The organism is Acidilutibacter cellobiosedens, assembly GCF_004103715.1.
Classification (GTDB): domain Bacteria; phylum Bacillota; class Clostridia; order Tissierellales; family Acidilutibacteraceae; genus Acidilutibacter; species Acidilutibacter cellobiosedens.
The window spans coordinates 3,198,274-3,223,800 of sequence record NZ_CP035282.1 but is presented as its reverse complement, the minus strand read 5'-3'; the positions used below and the strand labels follow the sequence as shown (position 1 = coordinate 3,223,800).

The following is a 25,527-nucleotide window of genomic DNA, read 5'->3' as shown; positions in this document are numbered from 1 at the left end:
GGAGAATATATTGCCTCAGATTGGTTCAGTAAATTTATACAATAAGCTTAGTAAAACTTATGAAGTAGAAATTATAAATTTTGATTATTTATATTACAAAGGTGATATTAAGTTGTTTTTTGCAAGAGGAAATTCCTCACTTTTGCAAATTTTTTTCCTCACCCCATAGGTGGGGAATTTTTGATCATTGCAGCCATCTTTCAACTTTTTATTCTGCGGTTACTAAGCCGAAATACTTGATTCTCTCATCCTGTTGCTCTCCCCGGGGAAAAGCAGCAGGTGACAGTGGTGTAAAACTCTATCCAGTATTGCGGCTGTCATATCTTTATCATAAAAAACATTTATCCATCTTGAAAATTCAATATTAGTGTTTATAATCAGTGTTCTTTGTTCATAGCATTCGGATATAAGTTCAAACAACAGCCGGGCTCCTGTTACATCAAGGGGTACATATCCCCATTCATCACATATAATCAGTTCCGCTTTCATAATCTTTTTCATAAAACTGCTTAAGGTTCCTTCTTTCTTTGCTTCCGACAGTCTGTTAACTAATGCTGCCGTACGGTAAAAACGGGTTTCCATCCCTTTTTTACAAGCTTCTACTCCTAATGCTATGGATAAGTGAGTTTTCCCTGTACCTACATTTCCGTACATTATAATATTTGTTTTGCTTTCACAAAACTTTAACTCCTTTAAATACTCCGGTGTAACACCTGGAGGCAGGCTTATTTCATCAAACTTGAATCCGTTAAATGTTTTTATACTATAGAATCCTGCCTTGCTTATTAGTTTATCTATTCTTGCTGTTTTTCTGTGTTCTATTTCTTCCTGCAGTAGTTTAAGTAAAAATTCCTGATGATTTTCCCCTTCCGTTGTCTGTGCCTGTTCTGCCAGGTTTTGACTTAATCTGAGACGTTTACAGCATTCTCTGATTTCTTTATCTAACATGTCCTTTTACCCCATTTTTTCAATGCCTTATCATACTTTGATAAATCTGTTTTCGTAGGTTTCAGTCGGGGTATTCTGCTTTCTGTTTTCATCGGAGGTAATTCCCTTATCTCACTGCATAAATGCCTGTGCATGCTTATCAGGCTGTCTACATCCACTGCATCATAACATAGTACTTGGGTTACTGTTTGTGCTGCATTCTCAAAACCATTTTTCTCTGTTAATGAAGCTATTACGGATAGTATCTTCCCTCTCTCGCTTCTTTTACATTTATCCAGGTATTTCTTCATATCTTCCGGCATAATGTTATAGATACCACTATATTTTAGTGCCCCAGGACGTTTGGCAAGCTGCCTCAGATAGGGAAGCCACTTCATGCTTTGCTGTTTATGATCTCCGTATAATCTTTTGTGCCGAACAATTTCGTTTTGATTTTCATCCATAGGTATCACATATAAAGATGTAATTTTGATTACAACACGGGTATTTGCATATTTTGGTGAAACGGAATATTCATGTAATCCATTGTTTAAATAAAATCGCCCATATCCGTTTGTATGTACTATATGATATCCTGCTGTATCAAACTCTGTTGCAGGCAGCGGTAAAAAATTCTTTTTATCTTCTTCAAACAATTTACTGATAAAATCTGCTTTCCTGTAATGCTCCCTGTTTCCGTCTTCATTACATTTGACAAGTAATTCCTCGTTATATTTCCTTAATTCCTGAAATCTCGGAATGGGGACTAACATATTTCTCCTGTGGTATCCTACTTTTGATTCAACATTCCCCTTTTCATGCCCTGCCTCAGGATTACAGAATACAGTATCAAAACCGTAATGTTCCCGAAATCTCATGAATTTTTCAGTCAGGTTACGGCTTCCTTCTTTCAGTATTTTGGTTACAATCGTCTTCGTATTGTCAAACCATAACCGGGTTGGAACACCTCCTATATATTCGAATATTGCTTTCAATCCTTCCAACAAACATTCAATATTTTCTCCATAGAATAACTGAAGATATCCCTGATTACTGTATGGGAAAGATACATTCAGATATTTTCCGTCATGAAGTACGCCATTTTCATAAAACTGTGCATCCCCGAAATCAACCTGTGCTTCACCCGCAGGGTGCTCCAACGGCAAATATCCTTCTTTTTCGGTATGAAAAATTTCCTTTTTCTTTAATGTTACAAAAGCCGCTACTGTCCGGTAAGAACAGTCAAAACCTTCGATTTCTTCTTTCAGTCTGTTATAGACCCTGGTGGCTGTATGACGTTGTTTCTTTTTTGCTTTCTTATCATTCTCCAGCCATTGGGTAATAATTGACTTGTAAGGATCAAGTTTAGAAAATTCCATATTTGTTTTAACTGCAGGAACAGGCTTGTTCCAATCATTTTTATTAATATACTCCCTTATTGTTTTTCTGTCATAACCGGTTTCACGGGATATTTGAGATATATTTTTCCCTTCCTCAAAGTAAAGTTTTCTGATATCATATATTTGTGCCATTGTTAGCATCTCCATTTCCTCCTTGCAATCTAATCAATTACAAGGATAATATATTGGTCAGATGTCTGCAATGGCATTTGCAATATTGGGGAAATTACCTCTGCAAAAGTGGGGAATTCTACTTTGCAATATTGGGTAATTTTATTTTACAGCAAACACTTTTGGAATAATTTTAGCAAAATAGGAACGGGATAATGCCTGAACAGCACCTTGAAACATTGCAACGCAGACGGCCAGTGAGTATTCCGTTGCAATAGTGCATACTTTTCGGAAATTCAGCGCACCCTTTTCCGGAAAAGCAGTGCATACCTTTCCGGAGCAGAGTGCAGTTAATTGTTTAGTCCTCAGGCGGAATCTCTATTCCGTACTCTGTGAGCAGTGCCTGTAACTGGTTGATATAATCTCGCAGGTGTTGGATTTCTATCCAGTTGCCATGACACAGTTCATCGGCTTCCTCTAATTCGTGGCGGGTTAATTCGTAATCCATCCACTTGATACATTTATGGTCTTTACTGAAAGCACAATAATTAGTCATTGGCAGCTCCTTTCCGGGAAGCTTTGATGCCATGACGTTCCCTCATAGATACGCGGCCATCTATCATCACTTCATAGGAGTTGTGAATAATTCGGTCAATAATTGCTTCGCAGATGGTAGCATCACAGTCACTCCCGATACGGCTGTACCAGCCTTTCGGTTCAAATTGCGTACAGAAGATCACGGATCCTTTTACGCTGCGGGCTTCGATAATTTCAAGAAGCTCCCGTGTCTGCTCTGTGGATACCGGGCTTAACAGGAATTCGTCCAGAATCAGAAGGTCAATCTTCTGGTAACCCTTGATTACCTTTTTCAGTGTACCATCACCATGAGCAACAGCCAGCTCATTTAAAAGGTCAGGAAGACGCACATAACGGACTTTGATAAAGTTCCGGCAGGCTGCGACACCAAGTGCACATGCTATATATGTTTTTCCATTTCCGGACGCCCCTTTCAGAATGATATGGTGGTCATCTGAAAGGTACCTGCAGGTGGAGAATTCCATCATCTGTCCTTTATCCAGATTTCTGTCCGGATGATACTCAATGGATTCCATACATGCATTCGGATAGCGGAATTCTGCACTGCGGATAAGTTTTTGCAGCTTTGTATTTTTACGCTTATCCCATTCTTTGTCAACCAGCATACCAAAGCGGTTTTCAAAGGATAATCCATGATAGGTATCAGGGTCTGCACACTGGCTTTCAAAAGCATCTGACATTGCAGATAAGTGCATATCATGCAGTTTATCTATGGTTGACTGACGAAATCATGAACGGTCGCCTCCTTCGTAATAAGAGGCACCTCTGGTAATGCCATATTTGGAGCTTTCTTTACTGGATGCACTGGCAGGAACAGTTGATAATGCTACTTTGTCCTGACCATTTTTCAGAATGGTACTGATATTTTTCAGGCTTGGACTCGGAGTATAACTAAGTGCCTTGGCGCAGGCATTCTCCAAGCGTTCTGTACCGTAACGGTCAGCGAGCTTCATGAGTGATGCACAGGATTTATATCCCTGTTGTTCCACTTTATGCATATATAAGAAATGCTTTACCACAATGAGGGTGGAATAACCGATTGTTTTACCCCAGTTCAGAAAACTTTCCGTGTTGTATTCCAGAAATTTTCTGTGGTTTTCCGGCATGTGCTCCGGCATATAAACCGGTTCCAGTGAGTAAGCCCTGCGTACATGCGATGCTATACGGTTGTTATGATAGAAGACTTCAATACTGCTTTCAGTAGTACGAATATCCACTTTCTTGCCAATAAATTCATATGGAACAGAATACTTGCAATTCCCAACAGTTATGAGATAATCGGGTTGTATGGTGGCAGTGGACCAGACAGCCGTTTCATACGGGGAAGCAGGTAATGGCATGAGGAAGTCTTTTTCTTCTTCAATAAATGCAGTTAACCGGCTTCCTTTCTTTTTCTGGAAAGGTTTTGCATTGAACTCTTCCAGCTTTTCATGGATGGCTTTATTAAGTTCCTCGAAAGTGAAAAATTTCCGGTTGCGAAGCGCTGCAAGAATCCATGTTTCAAGTACCCTTACAGTACCCTCGGCATTTGGCTTATCTTTCGGTTTTATCGGTCTGGCAGGGATGATTGCCGTTCCATAATGCTCTGCCATTTCATGGTAAGAGCGGTTGAGTATAAGCTCTGTCCTCGTATTCTTGATAACACCTGTTTTAAGATTATCCGGAACAAGAATACGGGTTACACCGCCAAAGAATGAGTACGCATGCATATGAGCCTCTATCCAGTGATTGGATTTCATATCCGGAAAAGCTTCAGCATATCCGTACAGACTGCATGGAAGTACGGCAACAAATAAATATGCCGATATGTCACTGGTATTGGCAATATCATAAACCTTAATGGTATCACCTGCCCAGTCCACTTCCATTGTTTCTCCGGGCTTACACTTGATTCTGAGTGTTGCTTTCTTTGATGCGGCATAAGCATGGTACTTGTCATTGAACTGCGTGTGCTGATACGGAATCGTATCTTCTGTCTCACATTTGGCACAGTATTCTGCCCACAAAAGAGAAAGTGTTACACCCGGCTTGGCAAGCTCGTTGTAGACATACTCATAGTCAGGGAGCCGTCTTCCTTCATTGTTACCTCTGTCCGGATAAAACAGATGCTTAATGTCACTGTTTGTCAGTGCGTCAGGGATAGGCCATCCCAGAGAATGCGTTTCTGCAAGCTTAATCACTTCAGAAACCGTGTTGCGAGAGCAACTTAAACTATTGGCAATGGCAACATTGCTAAACTCCAGACTTTTTAGTCTGATGATTTCTCGATAATCAGTCATGGTTATCGACCTCCTGTAATGAATTTACACATTTTATGTGCATAAATTCATTATAGAGGACTGCACTCCACAGCGGAAACACCTGCTCTGAAATATCGGATTTAGGTGCTCTGAATTTCCGGAAAGAGTGCACTTTCTAAACGGAATATTCAGGCCAGCAACCAAAATTCCCAAGGTTTATCAAGTTGAAGAGCAAAAAGTGCGATTGCCAGATATCCTAAAATACATGTACTTATTAAATTTTGGGATTTAAATTTTTTAGATAATTTTCCAAATAAAATTGCAAAAGGAAATGCCACAATCTGTGTTAAGAGCAACGCAAACAAGAGATTTGCATCATCAATACCCACATCTTTTCCGTAGGATGTAGCCATTTCGATAATTGTATATACACCGTCTATATAAAAGAAGAAGGCTAATAAGAATATAAAGATTTTCTTTTGTTTTTTTATATCCCTTAATACATCATAAAGTCTGCGGAAGCTGTTCTTTAGAGGATTTTCTTTGACCTCCACGTAATATATCTGCTTATAATTTTTAATAAGGGGCATACTCATGAAAAGCCACCAAACAGCATTTAACAAGAAAGCGATACTTGTGGCGAAGGAGGTGGTTAAAGAAAGTTTATCGGCAAATAAAATAAGTAACAGACTTATTATAAAAGGTATACAGCTTCCTATATATCCCCACGCATATCCGAGAGAAGAAATGTGATCCATCCTTTCGTCAATTGTAATATCGGAGAGCATAGCATCATAGAAAATAAAACTTCCTGATACGCCAATTTTTGCAAAAACAAAAATGGAGAGAAAAAGAATCCAAGAGAGGGGAAGGGACAAGGCAGCGCATCCTAAAACGCCAAATATCATAAATATGGCAAACAGTGTTTTCCTGTAACCTTTGGTATCTGCAAGAGTTCCCAAAACAGGTCCAAGTATGGCGACAATAATAGTACTCAGAGATATGGCATAGCTCCAATATGCAGTTGAATCAGAAGGTATTATTCCATTAGTTTGAGCTATGTTTTTGAAGTTTATCGGTATTATAGTCGATACTAAAAGAATAAAAGCAGAATTTCCGACATCATAGAGAATCCAATATTTCTCTAAATTTGATAGTTTATTTCCGAATCCATTCATTATTTTTACTCCCTTCTCCCGTAGGATTTTATACAAAATTTCTTTGAAAGCAGCTATTTAATGACTTTGAACTATGAATATTTTCATAAAATTCATTTATAAGATCCCGTGTAGGTATTATGGCTGAGGAATATAGTGCCTTTAAGCTCATACTGATATTTTCGCAGGCAGGGTTGGGCTGATAATTCATAAGGAGTCCTGCCATATTTTCATAATTTCCGGTTAGCTTTAACGCCTTTACAATAAAAAACCTTTTTAATTTTCCTGGAGAAACCAGAAAATTTAAGTATCTTTTCATTGATTTCAAAGAAGACAGTATCTTTTCTTCGTTTATTTCCTCAAAAAACCATGAAATGCACTCCGCATATTCTATTTTTGTTATAATATGACTTGTCGGTTTATAAGAAAGAGGATTTAAATTATTTTCTACCATTAATAGACGATCAAACTCCGTTTCTATTTCCCCATGGGATAACTTAGTTTCTTCTGTTTTTTTCTTAATGTAGGGATGACATTGACTATCCAGCATAAAATGGCAGATAAAGCCTAATATATAGGCGCAACCTGCTTCCGGGGCAGTACAACTATTGATAATAATTTCTGCTCTTTGAAAAAAAGAACATGCCGGCTCTTCGTGAATGCGATGTCCCATTTGATTAATAGGATTTGAGCTCAAAGGCTTGTAATAAAATAATATATCCGGTCCGTGAAGGCCAATGTGGAATAAGGGGAGATTATTATATATCAACTCTTTTACTTCTCCGTCAAGATTTTGCAATACTTTTTCTCCAAAAATATAGTGAGCATAAGTAGCTGGCAATTTTGTTCCTCCATTCTGTATTCAAATAGTTAATTTTTAACATTTTATGGCTGATATAAACTGTTTGATTAATTACATCTTAAAATTAACATTTCTGAGTTTATTTTATATTAAATATATGTTAAGTATATGTTATTTTTTGAATTGGAGAATTTATATATAATTGCTCTTGTATTGTATTTAATGATGATTTCGGTCAAAAATCATGAGTTTGCAGCATTCATGGGACAAGGAGACATATTTAAATCTATATGTTAAAATACATATATCAAAAATTTTTGATGCGGTATTGAAGGCTGTTAGGAACAATTTCGTTGTTAAGGCAGGAGAATGCCTTGAAGTTACAGGAAGAAGGAAAAACGAAAAGGGCATCGGCAGAGGTTGAACTTCAGAATATTGAAAATGAATTGAAACAAAAATTAATAGGACTTAAAAAATAAAGTGTAGTTGGGGACATATCAAATTGTTCCCATGAATACTTTAAATATAATTGCCAACAGCCCGGTCGGGAGTTTGAAAAAGTTCAGCTTTGTCGGCGTGGTTTTAATGCCCAGCCGGTTTAATACGGAAAAACCTTCTTTGATTCCGCTTATCATAAGCCGTACATCTTTATAGGAGCGGGAAAAGGCATAATTGTCTCCGTCATACCTGTAGAGGGCATTGCCTATGCTTGTGACTATAGCTACGTGGTTTTTTTGCCAATTGTCCATGTTCCGAGTGGTGACGGCCGGAATTCTTGTTTTGCGGAAGATTTGTACAAGGACATCTAAACGCTGAGTTATTTTTCCGCTGTACTCGGCAAAAGTTGTGGTTTGAAAGATACGCATAAATCCCTTGCCTATGAAGTAGTTTACCTGCCCATTTATGTCCTCAGGTGTTAGTGTATCTATTACCTTGACAAATACCTGTTCTTGTTTCTTAGCTCCCGGCCGCATTAAAATTACCCCATGTTTTTTTAGTTCGTTAAACTGCTTCCCTCGGGCCAAAACTGTGACATCACAGCCGGATGAGGCAAGTTTTCCGGCAAAGATACTGCCAATTACGCCGCACCATAAATCAAAAATTTCATATAGATTCCTCAATTCATAAAAAAATATTATTTTGCTTTTATTCCCTTACTTTGTATATTATCAGTATAGCATAAATTAAAAACACAGTTTGATGTTTTTTGGGATTAGCATAACCGGATTTTCGACTAATATTAATACATTTGATATCCCGGATGAGGAGGTATTCGGTCTTAGGCCCTAATAGGACGGGAAAGACACCACAATTCATAAGTTTTAACAATGCTTTTTTTATATATTAATTTTTATAGAAGCCTTAATACATATTTTATATTTTAGACTTATTAATATTGAAATTTTTTAGTACTTAAATTAGGGAAAATTTTTTAAAGCAGTTATGGAAATGCTCTATAAATATCTTGACAAAATTCAAATACTTAAATATACTATTTGTTAGGGTGCTAACATTAAATGGAGGAGTAATATGGAGCAGCATAGGAAAATAGGACTTGCAATTAGAATTCTTTCACATCAGATAGGCCGTAAAATTGAATACCAAATATCTACAAACATTTCTAATGATGTTACAGGATTGCAGGGACACGTACTCGGTTTTATCAGAGAAAAGTCAAAGGCTGGTGACGTCTTTCAAAGAGACGTGGAAAATGAATTTGATATTAGGCGTTCTACAGCTACAGGTATGTTAAAATTAATGGAAAAGAACGGACTTATTAAACGCGAGGCTGTTTCATACGATGCAAGGCTGAAGAGGATTGTTTTAACGGATAAAGCTCTTGGCCTTCATAATCAAATCATAAGTGTGCTAAAGAGTGTTGAAAATCAGCTTGCGGCTCATTTGACAGAGGATGAAATCAACACTTTTTTTTCTGTTATGGAAAAAATTTCAGATAATATTAAATAGTCAATTGGATATATAAATCGAATTGACTATTCATTTTGGGCATATTGTCAGTATGACAATATGCCCGATAACATTAATTAGAGTTACAGTATGCAGTAAAGGAGAATGAATTTTATGTTGAAACGATTGATAAAAAGTGTAAGAGAATATAAAAGAGATTCCATACTTACACCGATAATGATGACCTTTGAAGTGGTTATGGATGTAATCATTCCTATTTTAATGGCAAAAATTATTGATAACGGTATTGAACCTGGGGATATGAACTATATATGGAAAATGGGAAGCATTTTAATTATTGCGGCGGCAGCTTCATTTTTGTTTGGCGTTTCTTCAGGGAAATTGGCTGCAAGGGCATCCGCAGGGTTTGCCAAAAATTTGCGTCATGATATGTATTACAATATTCAAAATTTTTCCTTTTCAAATATCGATAAATTTTCTACGGCCAGCTTGATTACAAGAATGACTACTGATGTAACAAATGTTCAAAATGCCTATCAGATGGTGATTCGTATGCTGGCTCGTGCTCCGATGATGCTCATTCTTGCCATGATTATGACTTTTAATATTAATGTCAGATTAGGATTTATTTTTGTATTTGTTGTTCCTATACTGGCAGTTGGGCTTTTTGGAATTGCAATCAAAGTACATCCGATTTTTGTGAGAGTTTTTCGTAGATATGATAATTTAAATACCGTTGTTGAGGAAAATGTCAGAAGCATCCGCGTCGTAAAATCTTTTGTGAATGAAGATTATGAAAATGAAAAATTTCACGAGCGTTCAACGGATATATATAATAATTTTGTAAAGGCAGAGAAGATGCTGGCATTTAACAACCCACTCATGCAACTTTGTATTTATACTTGTATTTTGCTTATTTCATGGCTGGGTGCAAAAATGATTGTTTCCCGTACAATGACTACAGGAGAAATGATGAGTATTTTTGCATATACTATGCAAATTCTAAATAGTCTTATGATGATATCAATGGTTTTTGTGATGATTATTATATCAAGGACTTCGGCTAATCGTATTGTTGAAGTTCTTGAAGAAGAAAGTGATCTCCGCAACAGTAATAATCCGATATTTAGTGTAAAAGACGGCTCTGTCGAGTTTGATCATGTTGATTTTAGCTATATAAAAGACGAAAATAAGCTTTGCCTTAAAGATATAAATATTAGTATTAATTCTGGAGAAGTTGTTGGTATTATGGGAGGAACCGGGAGTGCCAAGACAACTCTGATCCATTTGATACCAAGGCTTTATGATGTTACCGGAGGTTCGGTTAAAATCGGAGGTATTGATGTTCGGGATTATGATATGGACACATTACGTAACGAGGTTGCTGTGGTGTTGCAAAAGAACGTGCTTTTTTCGGGAACGATTAAAGACAATTTGCGATGGGGAAATGAAGATGCCTCAGATGAAGAACTTATACGTGCTTGCGAAATTGCCCAGGCAGATGATTTTATCCGATCATTTCCTGAGGGTTATGATACTTATATAGAACAAGGAGGCAGTAATATTTCAGGTGGACAGAAACAGCGACTTTGTATTGCAAGAGCGCTGCTTAAAGAACCTAAAATATTGATTCTTGACGATTCTACCAGTGCGGTGGATACTAAAACAGATGCCCTTATACGTAAAGCCTTACGTACAGAGATACCGAATACTACAAAAATTATTATTGCCCAACGTATTTCTTCCGTTGAGGATGCAGACAAAATTATCATATTAAATGATGGCAGAATCGACGGAATCGGAACATCTGAGGAATTGCTGAAGACAAATAGGATTTATCAAGAGATTTATAATTCGCAGATAAAGGGGGCATTATATGATGGAAAATAAGAAATCAAGAAGAAACAAAACGGCTAAACGCCTGATTGGTTATATCGCAGGAACATATAAAGCACGATTTATATTTGTATGCATCAGTATTCTCATAAGTGCATCGGCAGGAGTAATAGGCTCTCTATTTCTGCAGGTTTTGATTGATGATTATATTACGCCCATGTTATCACAAGCGAAACCGGATTTTACACCGCTCTTTCATGTAATTTTATATATGGTGGGGATATATCTTGTTGGCGTGCTCTGCACTTATCTGTATAATTTTTTAATGGCGACTATTTCTCAGGGAGTACTTAAAAGAATTCGCGATGACATGTTTTCTCATATGGAGATGCTTCCGGTTAAGTATTTTGACACCCATACTCATGGGGAAACAATGAGCCGCTATACAAATGATACGGATACATTGCGTCAAATGATCAGTCAAAGTATTCCGATGGTTTTTTCATCTGTAGTTACCATGATTGTTGTATTTGTCAGCATGGTGTATATCAGCATTCATTTGACATTGTTTGCGACTGCTTTTACCGGATTGATGGTTCTTACAATATTCAAAATAGGGAATAAAAGTAAGAAATATTTCGGACAGCAACAGAAATCCTTGGGAGAGGTGAACGGTTATGTCGAAGAAATGATGGAAGGGCAAAAAGTTGTTAAAGTTTTTTGCCATGAGAAAAAGGCTAAAGAGGATTTTGATGTTCTTAATGAAAAACTCTGTTATAGTTCGACTCAGGCGAATAAGCTGGCAAATATATTGATGCCGACTATGTTTAACTTAAGCACACTTTTATATATTTTGATTGCCATATTGGGCGGCATAATGGGTATTAAGAATGTGGGAGGGCTGACATTGGGAAGTATAGCAGCCTTTCTGCAGCTCAGCCGTTCTTTTACCATGCCGCTGGGGCAGATTGCTCAGCAGTCTAACTTTATTATTATGGCCTTTGCAGGTGCTGAGAGGATTTTTGAATTAATGGACGAAAAACCGGAAGAAGATAATGGGTATGTTACCCTTGTCAATGCTAAAATTGAAGGAGAAAGAATAGTTGAGGTAAAAGAACGTACAGAAATCTGGGCCTGGAAGTATCCTCATTCTGATGGTAGTGTTACTTATACGAGACTTTTAGGGGACGTTCGTTTTATAGATGTAAATTTTGGCTATACAGAAGAAGAAACCACACTTCATAATATCAGCCTTTATGCAGCACCGGGACAGAAAGTTGCGTTTGTAGGTGCTACTGGAGCAGGTAAAACGACTATCACTAATCTGATTAACCGTTTTTATGATATACAGGAAGGCAAAATCTATTATGATGGCATTGATATCAAAAAAATCAGAAAGAGCGACCTTCGCCGTTCCATTGCCATGGTATTGCAGGATACTCATTTGTTTACAGGTACGATTATGGAAAATATCCGCTATGGTAAGTTGGATGCTACAGATGAGGAAGTATATGAAGCAGCGAAACTTGCGAATGCCGATAGTTTTATATCTATGCTGCCCAATGGCTATAATACCATGATTACAGATGATGGCGGTGATTTGTCTCAGGGGCAACGTCAGCTTCTTTCCATAGCGCGTGCTGCAGTTGCGAATCCGCCGGTGCTTATTTTGGATGAGGCGACCTCAAGCATTGATACCCGTACAGAAATAATGGTACAGCAAGGTATGGATGCCCTTATGAAGGGGCGTACCGTATTTGTCATTGCTCATAGATTATCCACTGTTCAAAATGCTGATGTTATCATGCTGATTGATAGCGGAAGGATTATCGAATGCGGAAACCATGAAGAATTGATAAAAGCAAAGGGCAGATATTATCAACTTTATACCGGAGCCTTTGAATTGGAATGATGATTTGTCAGTAGCTATTATTTTTAATCAACAGTTTAAATTATTTGCTATGATTTGTAAGCAGATGAGAAATGTTGATAGGAAATGAAAAGCTACTGACTTTTTTTTTTTTAAGTTTTCCGGTGGCACAAAATATATTATTTATTAGATAAGTATAATATAATAAAATGAGAGAGAAGGTTTAAAAATTGGATAATATAGATAAACGAAATAAACTTGATGAAGAGGTTTTTTCATACAAAGTATCTAAAGATAATAAAGTATTTATTTTCTGGCATAAAAAACAAGTAATGATATTAAAAAATAGAGAAAGCGAGAAATTTTTATCTAAAATGTCAAAATCAAGCGCAAAAGAATCACAATTAATAATGGCTAAAATTACTGGTAATTTTAAACGTGGAAACGAAAGAATAAAAGGAAAGACAAAAATATGAATTTGAATGAAACAGAAAAATGATAGAGTGATCTCAAAACATATGACTTTAGTCATGTGAGGTTTACATATGTAGAGTAATATGCATATATTAAATATAGGGGGTGAAGTTAAATAAATGGTGAAAGTATTGGAATACCATAAACAAGGATATAATTGTGCGGAATCTATAATAAAAGCATTTAATGAAGAAAAGAAATTAAATATTCCTGTTTCTATTGCCAGTCCCTTTGGCAGAGGTATGACAGTAGGCAGTACCTGCGGAGCAATTACGGGAGTGCTTATGGCATTAGGGGCAATAAAAGGGAGGGAAGAGTCAAGTGACAAGAATGAATCAAGAGAATATACAAAGGAAATCATGAACAAAATAAAAGAAAAATATGGTACCTATGAATGTTTAGAATTAAAGAAGAAAGGTGTATCCTGCAATGAAATAATAGAATATGCTTACAATATTTTAAATGAATACATTAAAATGTAGGCATACTGAATAAAGTGGATTTTTATTCTAAATGAGTTTATGGTAACCAAATTATTGGAGGTTATAACCATGGATACCAATGCAGTATTTTTTCCTCTTGAGTCATCTATATTATCAAGTAAAGACATTCTTGAAAAATTGATTTATGAATATTCTTATAACATTATCATACCGAAAAAATGTCTTGAATTAAATCCGGTATTATAGAATTTATTATCAGTTTTTCATTGTTTATACCGGTTAATTACGTTATTTACCACATTATATTCCAGTATTTGCATAATAATTTTTATGCTTATTTCAGGTGGGGGTACTCACTATAAGGGAAAAATATGGTAGAATTAAATTAAGAATTTATGTATAGCATTGATGGAGAATATTGAATTATGCAAAGAGCTCATTAAAAAAGAGGTGGACTTATGGACATAGATGAAGGTTTTTGGATTGCTTTAGATGAATTAGTTTCCAAATCGGAAATTATTATTGACAGACCGAAAGGGACAAGGCATCCGAAATATTCAGACATACTTTATGATGTAGATTATGGATACTTAAAAGATACAGCTGAAAGGCATTTTAATAATGAGAAAATAAGCATGAAAACTACTGTGGATGCGTAGTATTAATAATAAAAATCAACTCGGAGGCGACATAATTTATAAAGGAGTGAGTATAAAAGTGGAAGTAAAAAATAATAAGGTTAATTATCATCTGTTGATTTTATTGGTAATGTTATTCGTATTGGCTTTATGGATGATTATACCCAAAGTTCTTGCCGATAGTTCCGTAAAATTAGTAGTTGACGGTCACAATATCACCGACGTTGTGCCGGTAATAAAGAATGACAGAACTATCGTACCCATCCGTACTGTAGCTGAACAGTTAGGAGCGGAGGTAAAGTGGAATAATGATGATAGGACTGTGCAAATTATAAAGGGAGATCGTTCGGTATTGCTGAGAATTGATAGCAGACTGACACAGTATGAAATTAATAAGGAGAAAATTTATAATTTGAGTGATGTATCTCCTTGTATTATAAAAAATCATACTTACGTACCTCTTCGCTTAATAAGTAATGCATTAAATGTAAAAATTGATTGGAATGATTCAGAGAGGACGATTTACGTTGATTCTTCACAAACGTCTAACATTACCTCATTCTTTGACATGAAAATCTCATCTCTAAAATCCGGACAAGTTATTACTGGTACAACAGATCTCCAAGCAGTATTTCCGACTCTTCAGAAGGGAGCAGCAGAGATAAAATACCTTCTGATTAACCCTGATACTGCAAAGGGATTTATAATCGCTAGAGGAGAAAACTTGACGGATAAATATAAGTGGATGCCAAGTATTCAGGATAATGGAGAAAAAATTCTTGTAGCTGCAATTTATGATGCCAATGGAGAATTTTTGGCCGGGGATTCCATTCCCGTACAAGTAAGTATAGCTCCTCAGGTATCATTAACCGGATTAGTTCAAAACCAGGTAATAACAGAAGACAAAATACAGCTAAATACAGGGTTAAATTTCTCAGCAGCTTATGTTAAATATGAGATAAAAAATAAAGATAAGGGTAAGGTTTATACTTCTCCGGAGTTAGATCCTCAAGGCATATTTAATAAGACTTTAATGGTAGAGGATAACGGAAATGTTTCTGTAAAGGTAACAGCCTATGATATTAACGACAATCCTTACCCCAGCCAGTCCGTTGATGCTAAAATTAATATAGAACGAAAACTATCATTAAGAGGGGTTTCGGAAGGCCAGACAATCGACAATCCTGTTACGCTGTCGACTTCAAGAAATTTTGAAGTAAGTGAAACCGAATATGTGATGAGAGATCCTAAAAACGGGGCAGAAAAAATTTTATCAAAGATTGGCTATGGAAATTATACTTGGTTCCCGGGGCCGGAGATATCAGGAGAGAAAGAGCTCTTTGTCAGAGTTAAAGATACATCGGGACGTTCCTACACAAGTAACAGTGTTACCGTTAATCCGATTGGAACTCCAAAAATCCTTTTACAAGGAATAGGGCCGAATCAAGTTATTACGGGAGCTGTGAAGTTGAAGGTTTTTAGCAATGTTTCCTTGAACAGTATTAAATATATTATGATTAATTCCAAAACTGGGAAAGAAAAAGTTGTTGCCGAGGGCAAGGACTATTTGAAAGAGTATGTTTATACTCCCGTTAAAGGAGATGCCGGAACTTGGAAAATCAAGGCTAAAGGAATATATGAGTCAGGAAAGGAAATTGAAACTGAAGAGGTGCCTGTTACGATTTATTTGGATAAAATTTATACAGCTTTACCGATAATTGAAAAGAATAAATTCATTGATATGGCATCAAAAATGGCTGAAGATTCATGGAAAAAAACAGGGATGTCGGCTTCACTTCAGACTGCTCAAGCTATTCTCGAAACGGGTTGGGGGCAGAGTGTACCTGTGGATAAATATGACGGACAACTTTCTTATAATTTATTCGGAGTAAAAGGTATTGGAACTGCCGGTTCTGTTACATCAAATACATGGGAAGAATATAACGGAGTATCTTATCGTATTGACGCTGAATTCAGAGCTTACAATAATGTAGAGGAAAGTTGGAAGGACCATAATAATTTGTTGCTTACAGCCGAAAGATATGAGCCTTTTAGAGAGGTAATGCATGACAGCACTCAGGGAGCATGGGCTTTAAGAAGAGCAGGGTATGCTACAGATTCTCAATATTCAATGAAACTTATAAAAATTATTCGCCTATATAACCTGCAAGAACTTGACAAAGTAAGTATTTAGTAGCTATTTTATGATTTTAGAAGGGACAATTAACTTTTCAAAGAGCAGGATATTAGTAAAAAGATATGGTATAAATATAGAATTCGGAGGCTAATCATGGATGCAGGATTGGAATGTATTTATTGTATTGTAAGGAAAGCAGATTCTTTATTCAGCAAGTATGAGGCTGATAAGGATAAAAAGTTGAAGTTTATGAAAGAGGTATTTAAAGTTGTCTCAATGTCTGAGAAAGGTGATACCTCTCCATATCTTAATTCAAAAATAATTGAAATGTTAAATAATGAGTTTAACTTAGGGGATACTTATTATGAAGTAAAAAAAGAGTATAATGCTCTTGCAATTTCTATGGAGGAAGAAATCTTAGGATTTATTTACGACTCTGAAGATAAACTTCTTACGGCTTTAAAATATGCAATGATCGGCAATTTTATTGATTTTGGAGCCATGGATAAAGTGGATATTGATGAATTAAGAAAGTTAATTAAGGATGTTCCACAGCAACTAATTGATGCTGAAGAATACGAAGGTTTCGTAGAAAAATTAAAAAATGCCGGACAAATCGCATATATTATTGATAATGCCGGAGAAATAGTCTTTGATAAGATATTTATTAAAATAATAAAGGGAATATACCCAAACATAATTATAAATGTTATTGTAAGAGGTGACCCTGTATATAATGATGCAACCATTATAGATGCAAAAGAAGTAGGACTTTGCAATATAGCTAATGTTGCAGAAAATGGGACGGCTATACCCGGCACACAATTGAACAAGATAAATATGAAATCAAAAGAAATAATTGATGATGCAGACTTAATAATTTCAAAAGGACAAGGAAATTTTGAGACTCTCTTTGGCTGCGGCAAGAACATTTATTATATTTTCCTATGCAAATGTGATCTGTTTACAAAGAGATTTAATATAGAAAAATTTAAAGGTGTTTTTGTTAGCGAAAAAAATGTTAAAAATATTATGTACTCTAAATAACTATGTCTTATATAATGTGAAAAACAAAAACAGAGTTTAATAGAAATTAATTAAGAATAATATTAAGATATTAACAGATGAGATTTTATGCTAAGAAAGTTTTTAAGGTGGCTTCTTATATAAAAAAGTGGCGGCAGAGGAACGCAATTAAGTTTAACTTCTGATAGGAGGATAGGTAGAAATTTTGAATATTACTGTAATCTATGGTGTAATGCATAAGGGCAGCACATATCATATCGTCAAATTGTTTTTGAATCGTTTAACTGATGATTCCGATAAAATAGATGAGTTCTTTTTACCAAGGGATATGGATCAGAATTGTTGCGGTTGCTTTTCTTGTTTTCTTAATGGCGAGAATACCTGTCCTCATTTTGACAAGGTGCATCCCATTGCAGAATCATTGGAGAAGGCGGATTTAATCATTCTATCAAGTCCGGTGTATGTATTTTCAATCAGCGGTCAGTTAAAATCATTGCTTGACCACTTCGGCTATCAGTGGATGCCCCATAGGCCCAATAAAACTATGTTTAGCAAAGTTGGTCTTGTAATCTCAACTGTTGCTGGTGCAGGGATGAAAAAGGCCAATCAAAATATGAAAGATAATCTGTTTTACTGGGGTGTTCCAAAGATATATTCCTATGGCAAAGCCGTTGAGGCTATAGGATGGGATAGTATATCCCATGAAAAGAAGAATATAATTGAAAGGGAAGTTAATAATCTTTCGCGAAAGATTAAGAAATCCGTTGGAAGAGCCAGACCTACTCTTAAGACGAAAATTATATTTTCCATTATGGGTCTTATGCAGAAAAAAAGTAAATGGAACCCTACTGACAGGGATTATTGGGAGAAAAATGGATGGCTGACGGGTGGCAGACCTTGGTAGAAGATTCCAATTATATTTAATTACAGAAAAATATAAATTATGTGAAATTATGTGAGATTATGTTATATGTTGACTTTTCAAAAATAAGCTGTTATGCTTATTATTAATAGTTAAATCATTTAACTATTAATTTGATTTAATATTAAATTTACTACTGTATTTATATGGCAAAAGGTATACCTGAAAAAAACGAGAGAAATTCTTCTAATTATTTGTCTGTTAAATAGGGAAAAGTATATCATTTAATATTAAAATTTTTCTGCAAAGTAAAGGCAGAAATGCTACAGCAATAAAATATTTTGGATAAAAATTATAGAGAGGTAGTGGAGTATGAATAAAAAGAAAATTCCGGTTTTAAGTTTAGTTTTATATGTATTGTCAGGATTACTTATAATTTATACGATTTGGTCTGCAGTCAGCTCATTCAAATATATTTCTGAGATGGTTTCACAAGGTCAGTTGGTAATCAGCGGAAATAAGTATAATATAGCAAATTTTTATATGTCAAACTGCGGACAATATGCAGCATTTGCAGTTATTTTATTTACCTTGGGATGGATATTGCAAAAAAGCTCATTTGGTGTAGCAACAAAATTTAATGTTGAAAATAATGCTGAAAATCAAATAACATTATCTGAAGAGAATCAGAATGATGAAAAAATCGAAGAAAATCAAAATGGTGAAAACCCTGAAGAGAATCAAAATGATGAAAAAAACGAAGATGATTTAGAAGATACTTCTAAAAATGATGATAAATAATATAATACTAAGTTTTTTAATTGATTAAAATCCAACAGGAGATATGTGGTAAACTGTTGTAATATCTAATTATTAATATTTATGGAAACTGTTAGAAGTTATATTTGTGACAACAATTATTTAACTTCAAATGCTCGAAAGAATGATTTTAATGTTTTTTCGGGCATTTTTGGTTGCATCATAAAATATTTTCATGAATATATTGCAAGTTTTTTCTATAATACAATATGGTAATTATTCATATTAAATATGTTTATAGTTATTATAATATATTATCGGACGTTAATGCAGGACAAAATGATAAAAATACGGGGGAAGGTGATTGGCTTGTCTTCTTGGAATCCTTGGCATGGTTGCCATAAGATCAGCCCAGGATGTCAAAATTGTTACGTGTATCGAATTGACGCAAAGTATGAAAGAAACAGTTCAGTAGTTGCAAAAACAGGTAATTTTGATTTGCCTTTAAAACGCAATAGAACGGGAGGATATAAATTGGTCGGCAACGAAACAGTTTATACCTGTTTTACCTCTGATTTTTTCCTTGAAGATGCAGATCCGTGGAGAGCTGAAGTATGGCAAATGATCCGTATAAGGCACGACTTACATTTTTTTATCATCACAAAGCGAATTGATCGTTTTCATGTAAATCTTCCTAACGATTGGGAAGAAGGCTATGACAATGTTTCTATTTGTTGTACAGTTGAAAATCAAGACAGAGCAGACTATCGGCTTCCCATATTTTTAGCTGAACCGATTAAGCATAAAAGTATTATATGCGAACCAATCTTGGAATTTATTCATCTATCTGATTATCTTTCTTCCGCCATTGAAATGGTTACGGTCGGCGGCGAATCCGGAGATAATGCTCGTATATGTAATTATGACTGGGTATTGGACATCAGAGAACAATGTTTGCAAAAGGGTGTTCCGTTTTATTTTAAACAAACGGGAGCTCATTTTCAAAAAGACGGCAGACTTTATACGATTCCCAGAAAACTTCAGCATTCACAGGCACAAAAGGCCGGGATTGATCTATAAAGTTGCATATAATGGTAATTTATAGTACAATAAAATATATAAAATGAATAACATGAAATTTTAGATTAATGCTAAAATTGTAAAGAATTTATATATGTGAAAATAAAAATGATGAAAGTGAATTTAGATTAAATTATTTCAGATGAGTTATTATTTTTCAACATATATATTTGGAAGGAAGTTATTTTATATGGGAGAAAATTTACAACTTAATGCAGACAGATTTGTAGGTTTTGCAGATGTTTATGATCATGGAAGGCCTAAATGTCCGGAAAATGTAAAGAAAATTATATTAAAATATTTAGGATATAATCCATCTCTTGTTGTAGATATGGGATGCGGCACCGGCCTTTCCACAATAATTTGGAGTAACGTAAGTGATAAGGTTATTGGAATTGACCCAAGCATAGATATGATAGAGGAAGCCAAGAAGAAGGCTTCCGCATTAGACAACTTAATATTCATTTCTTCATTTTCAGACGATACGGGACTTAAGGATCATTGTGCTGATGTAATTACATGTTCTCAATCTTTTCACTGGATGAATCCGGAGACAACTTTAAATGAAGTATATAGGATATTAAAAATGAGGGGCATTTTTGCGGTTTATGATTATGATTGGCCTCCTGTATGTAATTGGGAGGCAGAGATTGAATACCAAAAACTTTTTAAGAAAGTAAGAGAAATGGAGTCAACACATGGAGACATCAAAGATAGTTTTGTCAGATGGGATAAAAATAATCATCTTTCAAATATAGAAAAGCTCGGAAGATTCAGATATACAAGAGAAATTGTTTTTTCAAATTGTGAAAGCTGTAATGCTCAGAGATTTATAGAAATGGCTTTAAGCCATGGAGGATTACAGGCCAGCATTAGGGCAGACAGAGATGAAATCATTCCATATCTTACGGCTTTTAAGAAAAAAATAATGGATATTTATGGGGATAATGAATTTGAGATATGTTTTTGTTATCGTATGCATATTGGTATAAAATAATTTCGGGAGGAATTTATAATATGAATAATGCATATTGTTATGAGACGATAATCGGTAAAATAACTATTGTCGAAAATGGTGTCGGGATTATTCGTGTGAATTTTGGAGAACAGATTCCTGAAAATACAAACGTTTTTGAAACTCCGTTGTTAAAGAAAGCAAATCGAGAACTTCAGGAATATTTCAATGGAAAAAGAAAGAGTTTTGATTTGCCCCTTGTACCTCAAGGCACAGAGTTTCAACAAAGAGTTTGGAGGGCATTGCAGGCAATTCCTTACGGAGAAACCCTAAGCTACAAAGATATAGCGATAAATGTTGATAATTCTAAGGCCTCACGTGCAGTAGGCATGGCAAACAATAGAAATCCCATCCCTATCATTATTCCCTGCCATCGTGTTATTGGAGCTAATGGCAGTTTGGTTGGATATGGAGGGGGTTTGAATATAAAGGAAAAACTTTTAGAAATAGAAAAAAATGGTAGATGTACATCATGGACGTCGGAAATATAAAAGGAAACGAGAATATAATAACTTTGTTGGGGGAACAGCTATGTTGAATATAGGATGTCATTTATCAGCATCAAAGGGATATGAATCAATGGGAAAAGATGCTATTAAAATAGGAGCAAATACATTTCAATTTTTTACTCGGAACCCCAGGGGCAGTAAGGCAAAAGAAATAGATAAAAATGATATGGAAGCTTTATTAGAGATTATAAGGAAAAACAAATTTACTGCAATCTTGGGACATGCACCATATACATTGAATCCATGCTCTGCAGATGAAAATATAAGGGAATTTACAACTAAAATTATGGCAGAGGATTTAGGCAGAATGGAATATCTGCCTAACAACTTTTATAATTTCCATCCAGGCAACCATGTAAAGCAGGGAGCGGAAGTAGGAATAAAATATATTGTAAATATGCTCAATACCATATTAAGGCCTGAACAGACCACTATCGTTCTTCTTGAGACAATGGCCGGCAAAGGAACGGAGGTAGGCTGCAGATTTGAAGAACTAAAACAAATCATTTCCGATGTTGACCTTTCGGACAAGATGGGTGTATGCTTTGACACTTGCCATGTTTATGATGCCGGATATGATATAGTTAATGACTTAGATGGAGTCTTAGATGAATTTGATAGAATTATAGGTCTTGATAAATTGTATGCAATCCATTTAAATGATAGCAAGAATCCATTTGCAAGTCACAAAGACCGCCATGAAAAAATTGGAAAAGGATATATCGGTAAAGAGGCAATTATTAAAATTATAAATCATCCTAAACTGCGACATCTGCCATTTATCTTAGAAACTCCCAATGAATTATCAGGTTATGGGGAGGAAATCAAGATGCTGCGGGAAGCATATAGGAAATGATAATTTGAATTTTAAAGGATAAAGATAGGAGTTGCAGAGAATGGAAAAATTACCGCCTATAGAAAAAATTTATGAGGCATATAGCGCAATTGCGGATAATAGAGTAACTTTAATGAAAGAATCTGCGGCGGTTTTGTCGTCAAATAGAGAAAAGGAATATACTGTCACATGGGAAAACGGAGTTTATACGTCTAATGATAATGCTTCTTATTGGAGGGGCTATGCAGGATATCCCATAATAGCAGTTCTTATGCTGCAGAAAAAATTATCATTAAATTCAGATATTATAGATTATTTTAAAGGAATTAACTGGACGGAGCTTAATAAAAAATATAAAGCAAAATACTCAGAAGCTGTTGAAGAAGTTATGGATAATTTAAACAGAAAAAATGTCAACGTCAGTAAGATTAAAGAGGAAGTAGAAAAAGTATACGAGGAAATAAAAGCATTGAATATAATTTGCAGACGTAGTTCTGCAAGACCTCCTAAATAGCGAAATAAGATGAGAGGAAAAAGCATTATAAATTTAATTGACAACATAATAAATCTTTATATTATCTTCAAATAAAGTGGTCAATTGTAAAACTAAATTAGACTCTAAGTCAAAAAAGGGTCTAATTTAGTTTTACGATTAACTATTGAAAGAGCTTTCAATGGTTCTTATTTTTTATTATTGATTAAAGCAAGCCTTTTTGATATTATGTATTTAAAAATATTAAATTGTGGTATTCATTCTAATAACAAAATATAATAATATTGGGCTAAAAGATTCATCAAATATCATAGAAAAGAAGGTGCAAATTTGTGAGTGAAGCCATTGTAATAACATCAGATAGTGCATGTGATTTGTCCGCAGATATTGTTGATAAGTATAATGTCAAAATTATTCCATTGCATGTTTCCATAGGAGATAAGGATTACAAAGATTGTGTAAATTTAATGCCTGATGATATTTATGGAATCTATGATAAAACCGGTCTATTACCAAAAACCTCTGCGACGAATGTTTTGGAATACGTAGAATTTTTTAAACAGTTTACTGCAAAAGGCTGCTCTGTTATACATATTAGTTTAAGCAGTCAAGTTTCTTGCGTATATCAAAATGCCACATTAGCTGCTTCAGAGCTTTCAAATGTTTATGTTTTGGATTCCTTAAATCTTTCTACAGGAATTGGGCTTTTGGTTATTAAAGCATGTGAAATGAGAGATAGAGGGCTGACTGCTCCTGACATTGTAAAAAATTTAGAAAAGTTAATTCCCTGTGTGAATACAAGTTTTGTAGTAGATAGCTTGGAATTTTTACATAAAGGAGGAAGGTGTTCTTCTATTACAGTAGTGGGAGCTAATATTTTACATATAAAACCATGCATAGAAGTATTAGAAGGAAATATGAGATTAGTCAAAAAGTATAGAGGCAAGCTTAAGAATGCTATTTATAATTATGTTCAAGAAAGACTTAAAACAACTACAGATATAGACTATTCCCGCATATTTATTACTCATTCCGGCGTAGATGGGGATATTATTGAAATGGTTAAAAATATCATAAAGGAAAATTTTATATTTAAGGAAATACTTGTTACAAGGGCAGGATGTGCAGTAACTTCCCATTGTGGTCCAAATACTCTTGGTATTTTATTCGTGAAGGATATCAAAGATAATTAATGAAGAACTAAAAGTCGTTTCTAAAGAAGTATCAACCCCTAAAGAAACGGTAACTTTACCGCTTCCTTAGGGGTTATTATATATCCAAGTTTTTTATCTGCTTATATATTTAAAATTAATCATTAGGATTATCAGGATTACTGGGAACATTTAATTCTGGGTTGTTTATAACAGATACGGGTGTGGGTTTTTTTGACGGAGTTGGGGGAGCCGTTACTATCCTTGCTATTTTGGTTACAGGAATAAAAATAGGAGTGTTTCCATTTTCATCAGACAGTACAAGAATACCATATTCATTTTTATAAATTGCCCCGCTTGCTTGAGTAGTAGCCCCCATCTGCATTATTACCTCTGTTGAGAGCGGTAAATAATCACGAATAGCGGCAATAAGATCAGTGTCGCATCCCTTAGGGAGAGGTGATGGTGGTGTAAGATAAGTGATGGAATCATCATATACCGTTCCGTCTCCAACGTAAATTGCTGTTATTAGTGTTATAGGGACAGCTTGGAATTGCCCAAGGTCGTCTATTAATATAAAAATTGCTCCATTATCACCATCAGGAGAGGCATATAATTGAGAAGGTATTCCCGTTATCACATTAACATTTGTTGTAAAGACAGACATGGTGTTACCGGAATATAAAGTGATGAGCTGTTCAATGATATGTGCTAACTGAGCATAACTAAAACATAAGGAAGTAGTATCATTTGAATTTCCTGAAGGTTCGTCTTTAAATACCATAAGGCCTGCTTTTACAGGCATTGCTACTGAATAGGTTAAAGTACCCGTACTTGAATTTATTAAAGACAGTGTCACAGGAGCTGAAACTACATCGATAATTCCGATGCCGCTAACTTGCCCTGCGATTTGTGGGGAGCTTCCTGTTATGGAATCTGATTGTGAAGATAAGAGCGAGAATATCATTCCATTAGCTGATCCTGTTGACTGAATTGCAACCCACCAATTTATAATATATCTTCCCGTACTATTAAGGGTAATAATACCCGTGGAAGGATTATAATCTATATCTCCCGTTGAATATACAAGACTATTAAAGACTACACGAGCTGTAGAAGCAACTGTCGCACCTGATGCTGTTCTTTCTATTTGTAAAGCTATATTTCCCATTGAATTTCCTCCATTCCAAATTTGACTTTTTGTATGAAATTCATTATGCAAGTATTGCTCTTATT

General features: G+C 35.1%; 27 protein-coding genes. 18 read left to right on the top strand and 9 right to left on the bottom strand.

The features are described 5' to 3' along the window. Positions 1 to 222: 222 nt before the first annotated feature. The 7 genes from istB to EQM13_RS15495 form a co-directional block, all read right to left on the bottom strand. Complete coding sequence (istB, locus tag EQM13_RS15525; protein ID WP_128751668.1) at positions 223 to 948, bottom strand: IS21-like element helper ATPase IstB; 726 nt, start codon at positions 946 to 948, stop codon at positions 223 to 225. Beyond that, positions 942 to 2,459 (bottom strand): IS21 family transposase, encoded by a 1,518-nt coding sequence (gene istA, locus EQM13_RS15520; RefSeq protein ID WP_406565237.1) that lies wholly within the window; start codon positions 2,457 to 2,459, stop codon positions 942 to 944. The genes istB and istA (EQM13_RS15520) overlap by 7 nt, the downstream gene beginning before the upstream one ends. A 337-nt stretch (positions 2,460 to 2,796) precedes the next feature. Then, a complete protein-coding gene (locus tag EQM13_RS19060) occupies positions 2,797 to 2,994 on the bottom strand; it encodes a mobility-associated LCxxNW protein (RefSeq protein WP_128753147.1) in 198 nt (65 codons plus the stop codon). After that, a complete protein-coding gene (locus tag EQM13_RS15510; RefSeq protein WP_128753146.1) occupies positions 2,987 to 3,730 on the bottom strand; it encodes an ATP-binding protein in 744 nt (247 codons plus the stop codon). Before EQM13_RS15510 ends, EQM13_RS19060 begins: the two co-directional genes overlap by 8 nt. A 33-nt stretch (positions 3,731 to 3,763) precedes the next feature. Beyond that, positions 3,764 to 5,314 carry an IS21 family transposase gene (gene istA, locus EQM13_RS15505; RefSeq protein ID WP_128753145.1) on the bottom strand — a complete coding sequence of 517 codons (1,551 nt, stop codon included), beginning with the start codon at positions 5,312 to 5,314 and terminating at the stop codon, positions 3,764 to 3,766. A 149-nt stretch (positions 5,315 to 5,463) separates the two neighbouring features. Beyond that, positions 5,464 to 6,453: an MFS transporter gene (locus tag EQM13_RS15500; protein WP_128753144.1), complete on the bottom strand. Its 990-nt coding sequence runs from the start codon at positions 6,451 to 6,453 to the stop codon at positions 5,464 to 5,466. 28 nt (positions 6,454 to 6,481) lie between these two features. Then, complete coding sequence (locus tag EQM13_RS15495) at positions 6,482 to 7,273, bottom strand: zinc dependent phospholipase C family protein (protein ID WP_161567281.1); 792 nt, start codon at positions 7,271 to 7,273, stop codon at positions 6,482 to 6,484. Positions 7,274 to 7,608: 335 nt separating this feature from the next. On the opposite strand from EQM13_RS15495, the gene EQM13_RS18760 reads away from it, so the two are divergent. Further along, positions 7,609 to 7,713, top strand: a complete 105-nt coding sequence (locus EQM13_RS18760; protein WP_240662949.1) for a toxic anion resistance protein — start codon at positions 7,609 to 7,611, stop codon at positions 7,711 to 7,713. Positions 7,714 to 7,731: 18 nt separating this feature from the next. Here the strand turns inward: EQM13_RS18760 and EQM13_RS15490 are convergent, their stop codons facing one another. After that, on the bottom strand, positions 7,732 to 8,355 hold the full coding sequence (locus EQM13_RS15490) for a ketopantoate reductase family protein (protein WP_161567280.1): 624 nt from the start codon (positions 8,353 to 8,355) through the stop codon (positions 7,732 to 7,734). A gap of 409 nt (positions 8,356 to 8,764) precedes the next feature. Between EQM13_RS15490 and EQM13_RS15485 the strand changes: the two genes are divergently transcribed. The 17 genes from EQM13_RS15485 (at position 8,765) to EQM13_RS15410 (ending at position 24,333) form a co-directional block, all read left to right on the top strand. Beyond that, entirely contained in the window at positions 8,765 to 9,202 is a 438-nt protein-coding gene (locus tag EQM13_RS15485) for a MarR family winged helix-turn-helix transcriptional regulator (RefSeq protein ID WP_071140670.1), read from the top strand. Between the two features lie 114 nt (positions 9,203 to 9,316). Continuing rightward, positions 9,317 to 11,053, top strand: a complete 1,737-nt coding sequence (locus tag EQM13_RS15480) for an ABC transporter ATP-binding protein (RefSeq protein ID WP_114219184.1) — start codon at positions 9,317 to 9,319, stop codon at positions 11,051 to 11,053. Continuing rightward, positions 11,043 to 12,911 (top strand): ABC transporter ATP-binding protein, encoded by a 1,869-nt coding sequence (locus tag EQM13_RS15475; protein ID WP_240662948.1) that lies wholly within the window; start codon positions 11,043 to 11,045, stop codon positions 12,909 to 12,911. Before EQM13_RS15480 ends, EQM13_RS15475 begins: the two co-directional genes overlap by 11 nt. Before the next feature lie 188 nt (positions 12,912 to 13,099). Then, on the top strand, positions 13,100 to 13,345 hold the full coding sequence (locus EQM13_RS15470) for a hypothetical protein (protein ID WP_114219186.1): 246 nt from the start codon (positions 13,100 to 13,102) through the stop codon (positions 13,343 to 13,345). Between the two features lie 117 nt (positions 13,346 to 13,462). Then, positions 13,463 to 13,825: a C-GCAxxG-C-C family (seleno)protein gene (locus EQM13_RS15465; protein WP_114219187.1), complete on the top strand. Its 363-nt coding sequence runs from the start codon at positions 13,463 to 13,465 to the stop codon at positions 13,823 to 13,825. A 69-nt stretch (positions 13,826 to 13,894) separates the two neighbouring features. Beyond that, entirely contained in the window at positions 13,895 to 14,032 is a 138-nt protein-coding gene (locus tag EQM13_RS18315; protein ID WP_161567279.1) for a hypothetical protein, read from the top strand. 212 nt (positions 14,033 to 14,244) lie between these two features. Continuing rightward, the gene (locus EQM13_RS15460; RefSeq protein WP_128753141.1) at positions 14,245 to 14,445 is read left to right on the top strand and encodes a hypothetical protein; all 201 of its coding nucleotides are present in this window, start codon (positions 14,245 to 14,247) and stop codon (positions 14,443 to 14,445) included. A 58-nt stretch (positions 14,446 to 14,503) separates the two neighbouring features. Further along, positions 14,504 to 16,618, top strand: a complete 2,115-nt coding sequence (locus tag EQM13_RS15455) for a glucosaminidase domain-containing protein (protein ID WP_161567278.1) — start codon at positions 14,504 to 14,506, stop codon at positions 16,616 to 16,618. A gap of 96 nt (positions 16,619 to 16,714) precedes the next feature. Continuing rightward, the gene (locus EQM13_RS15450) at positions 16,715 to 17,608 is read left to right on the top strand and encodes a damage-control phosphatase ARMT1 family protein (RefSeq protein ID WP_128753139.1); all 894 of its coding nucleotides are present in this window, start codon (positions 16,715 to 16,717) and stop codon (positions 17,606 to 17,608) included. Between the two features lie 184 nt (positions 17,609 to 17,792). Continuing rightward, positions 17,793 to 18,491: a flavodoxin family protein gene (locus EQM13_RS15445; RefSeq protein ID WP_128753138.1), complete on the top strand. Its 699-nt coding sequence runs from the start codon at positions 17,793 to 17,795 to the stop codon at positions 18,489 to 18,491. Between the two features lie 330 nt (positions 18,492 to 18,821). Continuing rightward, positions 18,822 to 19,250, top strand: coding sequence for a hypothetical protein (locus EQM13_RS15440; protein ID WP_128753137.1), 429 nt, complete (start codon positions 18,822 to 18,824; stop codon positions 19,248 to 19,250). A gap of 297 nt (positions 19,251 to 19,547) precedes the next feature. Beyond that, a complete protein-coding gene (locus tag EQM13_RS15435; RefSeq protein WP_240662947.1) occupies positions 19,548 to 20,288 on the top strand; it encodes a DUF5131 family protein in 741 nt (246 codons plus the stop codon). A gap of 190 nt (positions 20,289 to 20,478) precedes the next feature. Next, positions 20,479 to 21,285, top strand: coding sequence for a class I SAM-dependent methyltransferase (locus EQM13_RS15430; protein ID WP_114219192.1), 807 nt, complete (start codon positions 20,479 to 20,481; stop codon positions 21,283 to 21,285). 20 nt (positions 21,286 to 21,305) lie between these two features. Further along, positions 21,306 to 21,794, top strand: coding sequence for a methylated-DNA--[protein]-cysteine S-methyltransferase (locus tag EQM13_RS15425; RefSeq protein ID WP_114219193.1), 489 nt, complete (start codon positions 21,306 to 21,308; stop codon positions 21,792 to 21,794). Positions 21,795 to 21,834: 40 nt separating this feature from the next. Continuing rightward, positions 21,835 to 22,668 (top strand): deoxyribonuclease IV, encoded by an 834-nt coding sequence (locus tag EQM13_RS15420; RefSeq protein WP_114219194.1) that lies wholly within the window; start codon positions 21,835 to 21,837, stop codon positions 22,666 to 22,668. 40 nt (positions 22,669 to 22,708) lie between these two features. Continuing rightward, the gene (locus EQM13_RS15415; RefSeq protein ID WP_114219195.1) at positions 22,709 to 23,161 is read left to right on the top strand and encodes a hypothetical protein; all 453 of its coding nucleotides are present in this window, start codon (positions 22,709 to 22,711) and stop codon (positions 23,159 to 23,161) included. A gap of 311 nt (positions 23,162 to 23,472) precedes the next feature. Next, complete coding sequence (locus tag EQM13_RS15410; protein WP_128753136.1) at positions 23,473 to 24,333, top strand: DegV family protein; 861 nt, start codon at positions 23,473 to 23,475, stop codon at positions 24,331 to 24,333. A 115-nt stretch (positions 24,334 to 24,448) separates the two neighbouring features. Here the strand turns inward: EQM13_RS15410 and EQM13_RS15405 are convergent, their stop codons facing one another. Then, on the bottom strand, positions 24,449 to 25,462 hold the full coding sequence (locus tag EQM13_RS15405; RefSeq protein WP_206172721.1) for a hypothetical protein: 1,014 nt from the start codon (positions 25,460 to 25,462) through the stop codon (positions 24,449 to 24,451). Positions 25,463 to 25,527: the final 65 nt, after the last annotated feature.